Source organism: Citrobacter sp. wls826, from assembly GCF_005281245.1.
Taxonomy (GTDB): domain Bacteria; phylum Pseudomonadota; class Gammaproteobacteria; order Enterobacterales; family Enterobacteriaceae; genus Citrobacter; species Citrobacter braakii.
Genome location: NZ_SZWS01000064.1, coordinates 19,056 through 27,380 on the forward strand (window position 1 = coordinate 19,056; position 8,325 = coordinate 27,380).

The 8,325-nt window shown below is 51.2% G+C and carries 10 protein-coding genes and 1 pseudogene; 8 read left to right on the forward strand and 3 right to left on the reverse strand.

Features of this window, described 5'->3' with window-relative positions:
• The coding region (gene rraB, locus FDW87_RS20060) for a ribonuclease E inhibitor RraB (protein WP_137380124.1) at nucleotides 1-420 on the reverse strand (420 nt) is incomplete at its 3' end.
• Nucleotides 421-518: 98 nt separating this feature from the next.
• Here rraB and FDW87_RS23355 point away from each other — a divergent pair.
• Complete coding sequence (locus tag FDW87_RS23355) at nucleotides 519-614, forward strand: hypothetical protein (RefSeq protein ID WP_370916541.1); 96 nt, start codon at nucleotides 519-521, stop codon at nucleotides 612-614.
• On the forward strand, nucleotides 584-1,591 hold the full coding sequence (gene argF / locus FDW87_RS20065; protein ID WP_016155574.1) for an ornithine carbamoyltransferase: 1,008 nt from the start codon (nucleotides 584-586) through the stop codon (nucleotides 1,589-1,591). Before FDW87_RS23355 ends, argF (FDW87_RS20065) begins: the two co-directional genes overlap by 31 nt.
• A gap of 99 nt (nucleotides 1,592-1,690) precedes the next feature.
• Here argF (FDW87_RS20065) and FDW87_RS20070 read toward each other — a convergent pair whose 3' ends face one another.
• Complete coding sequence (locus FDW87_RS20070; protein ID WP_016151499.1) at nucleotides 1,691-2,143, reverse strand: YhcH/YjgK/YiaL family protein; 453 nt, start codon at nucleotides 2,141-2,143, stop codon at nucleotides 1,691-1,693.
• A gap of 673 nt (nucleotides 2,144-2,816) precedes the next feature.
• On the opposite strand from FDW87_RS20070, the gene arcA reads away from it, so the two are divergent.
• The 5 genes from arcA to FDW87_RS20095 all read left to right on the forward strand — a co-directional run bounded on the left by arcA (nucleotide 2,817) and on the right by FDW87_RS20095 (nucleotide 8,122).
• Nucleotides 2,817-4,037: an arginine deiminase gene (gene arcA / locus FDW87_RS20075; protein ID WP_019078252.1), complete on the forward strand. Its 1,221-nt coding sequence runs from the start codon at nucleotides 2,817-2,819 to the stop codon at nucleotides 4,035-4,037.
• A 9-nt stretch (nucleotides 4,038-4,046) separates the two neighbouring features.
• On the forward strand, nucleotides 4,047-4,979 hold the full coding sequence (arcC, locus tag FDW87_RS20080; protein ID WP_137380101.1) for a carbamate kinase: 933 nt from the start codon (nucleotides 4,047-4,049) through the stop codon (nucleotides 4,977-4,979).
• A 55-nt stretch (nucleotides 4,980-5,034) separates the two neighbouring features.
• Complete coding sequence (gene argF, locus FDW87_RS20085) at nucleotides 5,035-6,039, forward strand: ornithine carbamoyltransferase (RefSeq protein ID WP_016155572.1); 1,005 nt, start codon at nucleotides 5,035-5,037, stop codon at nucleotides 6,037-6,039.
• A gap of 55 nt (nucleotides 6,040-6,094) precedes the next feature.
• Entirely contained in the window at nucleotides 6,095-7,498 is a 1,404-nt protein-coding gene (locus FDW87_RS20090; RefSeq protein ID WP_137380102.1) for a YfcC family protein, read from the forward strand.
• A 144-nt stretch (nucleotides 7,499-7,642) separates the two neighbouring features.
• Nucleotides 7,643-8,122 carry an arginine repressor gene (locus tag FDW87_RS20095; RefSeq protein ID WP_003839609.1) on the forward strand — a complete coding sequence of 160 codons (480 nt, stop codon included), beginning with the start codon at nucleotides 7,643-7,645 and terminating at the stop codon, nucleotides 8,120-8,122.
• Here the strand turns inward: FDW87_RS20095 and FDW87_RS20100 are convergent.
• The gene (locus FDW87_RS20100) at nucleotides 8,119-8,241 is read right to left on the reverse strand and encodes a hypothetical protein (RefSeq protein WP_085951096.1); all 123 of its coding nucleotides are present in this window, start codon (nucleotides 8,239-8,241) and stop codon (nucleotides 8,119-8,121) included. The two genes, FDW87_RS20095 and FDW87_RS20100, sit on opposite strands and share 4 nt — an antisense overlap.
• On the opposite strand from FDW87_RS20100, the pseudogene pyrL reads away from it, so the two are divergent.
• Nucleotides 8,221-8,325: pseudogene (gene pyrL / locus FDW87_RS20105) on the forward strand (pyr operon leader peptide); the annotation flags it as partial. The gene FDW87_RS20100 and the pseudogene pyrL sit on opposite strands and share 21 nt — an antisense overlap.

Consider the following 8,325-nt stretch of genomic DNA (forward strand, 5'->3'; position numbering starts at 1 on the left):
ACGCACGCCGTCATCATCTTCGTCGACGAGGTCTTCATCGTCGCCGTCTTCACCTTCTTCGCCGTTCGGGTCTTCAAAATAGGTGCCCCAACCGTCGTATTCCACATCAAATTTTTCAGCCAGGTTCATCAGTTGCTCAACCTGAGCGTCGATCAACTCGGCATTCAGAGCACATTCGCTCAGGATGTCACAGCAAATAACCGTGTCGCCCTCTTCCACCTCCAGCTCTTCCGGCTCGGTCACTTCATAACCCAGCTTGAAGGCTTCTACTGCCGCTTTTTCCAGGGTTTCAAAGTCGTCCGCGGAAAGGTGATGCTCGATGGTGTACAGCGCGTCTGGATCGCTGCCATCTTCGAGTAACTCTTCAATAATCAAGCGCGTTTCTTCACGCTGTTCTTCCAGTAGTTCCGGGTTTGCCATGGCTCATTCCTCATAATGTCCTGCCGATACTCTTATTGTCACATACCGCTGTCATTGCCTCCACCTTTCCAGGAAAGATTTGTTAAACAAGGTTGCAAATGAATAAACATCCATATAAATTGAATTTTAATTCAATAAATGGCCTAAGCCATGTGAGGGAACTATGTCTGCGTTTTATCAGAAACATTTTTTGAAACTGCTTGATTTCACCTCTGCTGAACTCACGTCACTGCTCCAGCTCGCCGCGCAGCTCAAAACGGATAAGAAAAACGGTACCGAGGTCGCTAAACTCACCGGTAAAAACATCGCGCTCATCTTCGAAAAAGACTCAACCCGCACCCGTTGCTCTTTCGAAGTTGCCGCATACGATCAGGGCGCGCGCGTGACGTATCTCGGGCCGAGCGGCAGCCAGATTGGTCATAAAGAGTCGATCAAAGACACCGCCCGCGTACTCGGTCGTATGTACGACGGTATTCAGTATCGGGGCCACGGTCAGGAAATTGTCGAGACGCTGGCGGAATATGCCGGAGTTCCGGTTTGGAACGGATTAACCAACGAATTTCACCCCACCCAGTTGCTGGCGGATTTACTCACGATGCAGGAACACCTGCCGGGTAAAGCGTTTAATGAGATGGTGCTGGTCTACACCGGCGATGCCCGCAACAATATGGGCAATTCCATGCTGGAAGCCGCTGCGTTAACCGGACTGGATCTGCGTCTGGTCGCGCCCCAGGCCTGCTGGCCGGAAGAAAGCCTCGTTGCGGAGTGTAAAGCGCTGGCACAGAAAAACGGCGGCAATATAACGCTAACCGAAGATGTCGCCACGGGCGTGAAAGGCGCGGACTTCATCTATACCGACGTCTGGGTATCGATGGGCGAAGCGAAAGAGAAATGGGCCGAACGTATTGCGCAGTTGCGTAAGTACCAGGTTAATAGCGCGATGATGGCGTTGACCGGCAATCCGCAGGTGAAATTCCTGCACTGCCTGCCCGCGTTCCATGACGATCAAACCACGCTTGGCAAACAAATGGCGCAGGAATATGGTCTGCACGGCGGCATGGAAGTGACCGACGAGGTCTTTGAGTCACCCGCCAGTATCGTATTTGATCAGGCGGAAAACCGAATGCACACCATCAAAGCGGTGATGGTCGCGACGCTTTCCAAATCATAGCATTGCGTGATTGAATTGCCGGATGGCGATGCTGACGCACCCTATCCGGCCTACCATCGTACTTCCGTAGGCCGGGTAAGTCGCACCCGGCAAACTGGTTTATGCTACCCGCATTTTCACCACGGCTTTGCGTACCAGTGCCGGAGCGCCGACCGCGCACAGCGGTTTATGCACTTCGCCCGGATAAAAGACGACGAAGTCACCTTCGTTCAGCACCACCGTTTTCTCCTGTTCGCCTTCCGGCAGGAAGGCGATATCTTTATCCGCCAACCAGTCAGTTTCCGGTGCGCCCGCAGGCTGCGTGCTGAAAGTCATGCCTTCCTGACCTTTGAGCAGGATCTGAATATCCAGATAGCGAGCGTGATATTCGGCGCGGCGCTGCGCAAACGGCTCCGTCATATCTTCAGCAATCAGATAAAACAGACGTTCGCCATCGATGTCGTGTTTACCCTTTTCCGTCGCATCCGTCACGTGCGCTTTAATGTGCTCAATCGCCTGACGCAGCTCTTCCGGCAGCCAGGCATCCAGGTTGTGAATATTGCCGACAATCATTTCAAACCCCTTAATTAAAACATCGTTTCATTTTAGTTGTTATACGAAAAAACGGTCTGCCATACCACTGCTATTTGCCGATATTTTGCGTCAACGCATGTTTATCGCTGATGATGTTAAATAATTGCTAATAGCCAGCAACAGGTTATGCATAAACTCTGCATAACTTTCGTCTCATACTTTTCAACTCAGTCACTAACTCACTGTTATAGAAAGCTTTGTTAGAAAAACCAGCAATCGATCACAGTTTACGTCTCCTTCGTTATCTTTCTTCATCGTCATATTTATTTTGAAATAAACCTTACAGCACAAATAATAAAATAATAGATTCGCATAAAAATTCATTAAATATAGAAAAACATATAAAAATCAACGCACTATTTAATTTATTAAATATTTAGATATGTACATAAAATTAACACAGTTAAATAACAAGACATATTCCTGCGTAGTAATTCAATTATTCATGTTTTTATTTTTTAAATTCTCAGAGCCATCTCATAAATTAAACAACAAATGCAAAACATCGACCTGACTGTGAAATGAATCACGTTTCTCTATCAGATAAGATCTAAATATAGATTCTGAAATCAGCTGAAAAATCATGACTGCAATAAACATTATTTGCAGGCATCTCCTCTTTATTTTTTAAAATCGTATTAAAGGAATAATGATGGAAAAGCATTATGTCGGGTCTGAAATCGGTCAATTACGTAGCGTAATGCTACATCGCCCTAACCTCAGCCTAAAAAGGCTGACGCCGTCAAATTGCCAGGAACTGCTTTTTGATGATGTTCTTTCGGTAGAACGTGCAGGAGAAGAGCATGACATTTTCGCCAACACGTTACGTCAACAGGGAATTGAGGTTCTGTTACTCACTGATTTATTGACACAAACTCTGGATATCCCCGATGCCAAAAGCTGGCTACTGGATACACAAATTTCTGATTATCGCCTTGGCCCCGCTTTCGCCACGGATATTCGCGCCTGGCTTGCAGATATGCAGCACCGGGAGCTCGCCCGACATTTAAGCGGTGGGCTGACATACGGAGAAATTCCTGCCTCAATCAAAAATATGGTGGTCGATACTCACGATATTAATGACTTTATTATGAAGCCATTACCAAACCACTTATTTACCCGCGACACCTCATGCTGGATATATAACGGCGTATCCATTAATCCGATGGCAAAAACTGCACGTCAACGAGAAACTAATAACTTGCGGGCGATTTACCGTTGGCATCCACAATTTGCCGATGGTGAGTTTATTAAATATTTCGGCGATGAAAATATTAATTACGACCACGCCACATTAGAAGGTGGAGATGTGCTGGTCATTGGTCGCGGCGCAGTTCTCATCGGTATGTCGGAACGTACCACGCCGCAGGGCATTGAGTTCCTTGCCCAGTCGCTATTTAAGCATCGCCAGGCAGAACGCGTCATCGCAGTCGAACTGCCGAAACATCGCTCCTGTATGCACCTCGATACCGTCATGACCCACATCGATATCGATACCTTCTCCGTCTACCCGGAAGTGGTGCGCCCGGATGTCCAGTGCTGGACCCTGACACCAGACGGGCGTGGCGGCCTGAAACGCACCCAGGAAAGTACGCTGGTACATGCCCTCGAAAAAGCACTTGGCCTCGACCAGATCAATCTGATCACCACCGGTGGCGACGCCTTCGAAGCTGAACGCGAACAGTGGAATGACGCGAACAATGTTCTGACGCTGCGCCCCGGGGTTGTGGTGGGCTACGAACGCAACATCTGGACCAACGAGAAATACGACAAAGCTGGCATCACTGTTTTACCCATTCCTGGCGACGAACTGGGACGTGGGCGCGGCGGTGCGCGCTGCATGAGTTGTCCGCTGGAACGCGACGGTATTTAAGGAGACGTTATGGAAAACAAACCTACCCTGGTTGTGGCGCTGGGCGGCAATGCGCTACTCAAACGCGGCGAACCGCTGGAAGCCGACATCCAACGCAAGAATATTGAGCTGGCGGCAAGAACTCTCGCTCAACTCACGCAGCAGTGGCGCGTAATTCTGGTACACGGCAATGGCCCGCAGGTTGGACTTTTGGCGTTACAAAACAGTGCTTATGCCAACGTCACCCCCTATCCGCTCGATATTCTCGGCGCAGAAAGTCAGGGAATGATTGGCTATATGCTGCAACAGGCCCTGAAAAACCAGCTCCCACAGCGTGAAATTAGTGTCCTGCTGACTCAGGTTGAAGTCGATGCCCACGATCCGGCCTTCAGCAATCCCACCAAATATATCGGGCCGATTTATGACGAACCCCAGGCCCACGCGTTACAGGCGGAAAAAGGCTGGGTTTTCAAAGCCGATGGTAAAGCATTCCGCCGTGTTGTGCCCTCTCCACAACCCAAACGTATCGTGGAAAGTGACGCCATTCGCACACTGATCGCCCGCGATCATCTGGTTATCTGCAACGGCGGTGGCGGCGTACCGGTGGTGGAAAAAGCCGATGGCTACCACGGTATTGAAGCGGTGATCGACAAAGATCTCTCCGCCGCCCTGCTCGCCAAACAAATCCACGCCGATGCGCTGCTGATCCTGACCGATGCCGATGCGGTGTATCTCGACTGGGGCAAACCTACCCAGCGCCCGCTGGCCCAGGTTTCGCCGGAACGGCTCGGCGAAATGCAATTCGACGCCGGTTCAATGGGCCCCAAAGTCACCGCTTGCGCGGAATTTGTCTCTCACTGTCACGGGATTGCTGGCATCGGCTCGTTGGCTGACGGTTCGGCCATTCTCGCCGGTGACAAAGGCACGCTAATTCGGCGCGAAGCCACTGATGTTAACGCTTAAGGCTTTTTTTGCTGGGTAAAGCGAAGCCTTATCCAGCCTACATAAGGATATTTTCATGACTGTTAACCTGAAAAATCGCAATTTTCTCAAATTGCTGGACTACACCCCAACGGAAATCCAGTACCTGATCGATCTGGCTATCGAGTTAAAAACGGCGAAAAAAGCCGGGCGCGAAAGGCAAACGCTGGTCGGTAAAAATATCGCGCTAATCTTCGAAAAAACGTCAACTCGCACCCGCTGCGCCTTTGAAGTCGGCGCTTTCGATCAGGGCGCACAGGTGACCTACCTTGGCCCAAGCGGCTCGCAGATTGGTCATAAAGAGTCGATGAAAGATACCGCCCGCGTGTTAGGTCGCATGTATGACGGTATTGAATACCGCGGCTACGGCCAGGAGATCGTGGAAGAACTGGGGCAGTTCGCTGGTGTGCCGGTCTGGAACGGGCTGACGAATGAATTCCACCCTACGCAGATCCTCGCGGATCTGATGACCATGCTGGAACACGCCCCGGGTAAAACCTTACCCGAACTGAGCTTCGCTTACCTCGGTGACGCCCGCAATAACATGGGCAATTCGCTGATGGTCGGCGCGGCGAAAATGGGGATGGATATTCGTCTGGTCGCACCGAAATCCTTCTGGCCGGACGAGGCGCTGGTTGCCGAATGCCGTGAAATCGCCAGCGTGACGGGCGCGCGCATTACGCTCACAGAGGATGTTGAGGAAGGCGTTTACGACGTGGACTTTCTCTACACCGATGTCTGGGTTTCGATGGGGGAACCCAAAGAGGCGTGGGCAGAACGCGTCAGCCTGATGACGCCTTATCAAATTAACCAGCAGGTCATCGATGCAACCGGCAATCCCAATGTGAAATTCATGCACTGCCTGCCCGCCTTCCATAACGAGCACACCAAAGTGGGCCGTGAAATCGAAGCGGCTTACGGCCTGAAAGGGCTTGAAGTCACGGAGGAGGTATTTGAGTCAGCGCATTCCATCGTCTTCGACGAAGCAGAAAACCGGATGCATACCATCAAAGCGGTCATGGTAGCGACACTCGGCGACTAACCCCAGCGGGCATGTGTCGCCTGGCGGCATATGCCCAAGCTATCCGGAGAACATCATGGGCAAATTCAAATTTCCCAGCGCGTATACCATCCTGTTTATTCTTATTGCGCTCGTCGCCGTTATGACCTGGATTGTCCCTACCGGGAAATACCAGATGGCGATGAATGCCACCCTGGGCAAAGAAGTGCCGGTTGCCGGTACCTATGCCCCAACAGAGGCGCATCCACAAGGTTTAACGGCTGTACTGCTGGCTCCGATTGACGGGCTTTATAACCACGAAACCTACACCGCAGGCGCGATTGATGTGGCGTTGTTTGTCCTGATTATTGGCGGGTTTCTCGGCGTGGTAAACAAAACGGGCGCCATCGACGCAGGAATCGAACGCGTGACGGTCAGGCTGAACGGCAAAGAAGAGTGGATGATCCCCATCCTGATGGGACTTTTCGCCGCCGGAGGCACGATTTACGGCATGGCGGAAGAATCACTCCCTTTCTACACCTTATTGGTTCCGGTCATGATGGCTGCGCGCTTTGATCCACTGGTTGCTGCTGCAACCGTTTTGCTTGGCGCAGGCATCGGCACCCTCGGTTCAACAATCAACCCTTTCGCAACAGTTATCGCCGCTAACGCCGCCGGGATCCCCTTCACCCAGGGAATGCTGTTGCGCATTCTGCTGCTGGTCGTCGGCTATGTAATCTGTGTGATATGGGTCATGCGCTATGCGCGGAAAGTTCGCAGCCATCCTGAGCTTTCCATCGTGGCCGATAAAATGGAGGAAAACCGTGCCCATTTTCTCGGTAGTCGCGCCAATACCAATCTTGAATTCACGGCTACGCGTAAGTGGATCCTGCTGATATTCGCCGCCGCCTTTGCAGTGATGATTTATGGCGTCGCGGTGCTCGGCTGGTGGATGGCGGAAATATCTGGGGTTTTTCTGGCATCTGCGATTATCGTCGGCGTGATTGCCCGCATGAGTGAAGAGGCATTCACCAGTACCTTCATTGACGGGGCTCGGGATCTGCTCGGCGTGGCGCTGATTATCGGCATTGCGCGCGGTATCGTCGTGGTGATGGACAACGGCATGATCACCCACACCATTTTGCACAGCGCCGAAAATTTAGTCTCCGGTCTGTCCACCACCATTTTCATCAATGTGACTTACTGGCTGGAAGTCTTGCTCTCCTTCCTGGTCCCTTCCTCGTCTGGCCTGGCGGTACTCACGATGCCCATTATGGCCCCGCTGGCTGACTTCGCCCATGTGCAAAGGGATCTGGTCGTCACCGCGTATCAATCCGCTTCCGGCATTGTGAATCTGATTACCCCCACCTCAGCGGTTGTGATGGGAGGATTGGCTATCGCTCGTGTTCCTTATGTGCGCTATCTGAAATGGGTCGCACCACTGCTGCTAATTCTGACGGTGCTGAACATGGTTGTTCTGAGTATCGGCGCGATGCTGTAGTCCTGTTGGCCGTCGGATCCCGACGGCTTTTTTGAGCGCGCTCTCGTTTTTCTGCACAACCGCCCGTTTGAGCCGTTATTGATACTGCAAATGTGGTGAATTTCGCCATCGCATTGATACAAATGATAAATTTAGGGTGTTTTTATGAAGGAATTCGATGATTACTCGACCAAAGAGCAGAAACAGTTGGCGATTTGTCAGCGCCTGATTAGCGAAAAAAGCTACCTGTCTCAGGAAGCACTTCGCCGCGATCTACAACACCATGGTTTCACCGGGATTAGCCAGTCAACGGTATCTCGTCTGCTGAAACTGCTCGGTGCTATAAAAATAAGAAATACAAAAGGGCAAAAAATTTATTCTGTAAATCCGCAATCACGACCCGCGCCTGATGCTGCCCGATCGATTGCTGAAATGGTGGTCAGCGTGGAACACAATAGCGAGTTTATCCTCATCCACACGGCGGCAGGCTATGGTCGCGCCGTAGCCAGAATCCTCGATTATCACGCGTTGCCAGAAATTCTCGGCGTCATTGCCGGTAGCAGTATTGTCTGGGTCGCGCCGCGGGTGGTACAGCGAACCGGCCTGGTCCATAAACAGATTAATTATCTATTCAAAATGAATTAAAATTCATAAGAACCGTTTGCGATGAATAAATAGTGCATTTTTCGCTTGATCCCATAACGGAGCTGAGTATAATCGCGGACAATTTGCCGGGAGGATGTATGGTTCAGTGTGTACGACATTTTGTCTTACCGCGTCTGAAAAAGGACGCTGGCCTGCCGTTTTTCTTTCCGTTGATCACCCATTCCGAGCCCCTCAATTGAGGG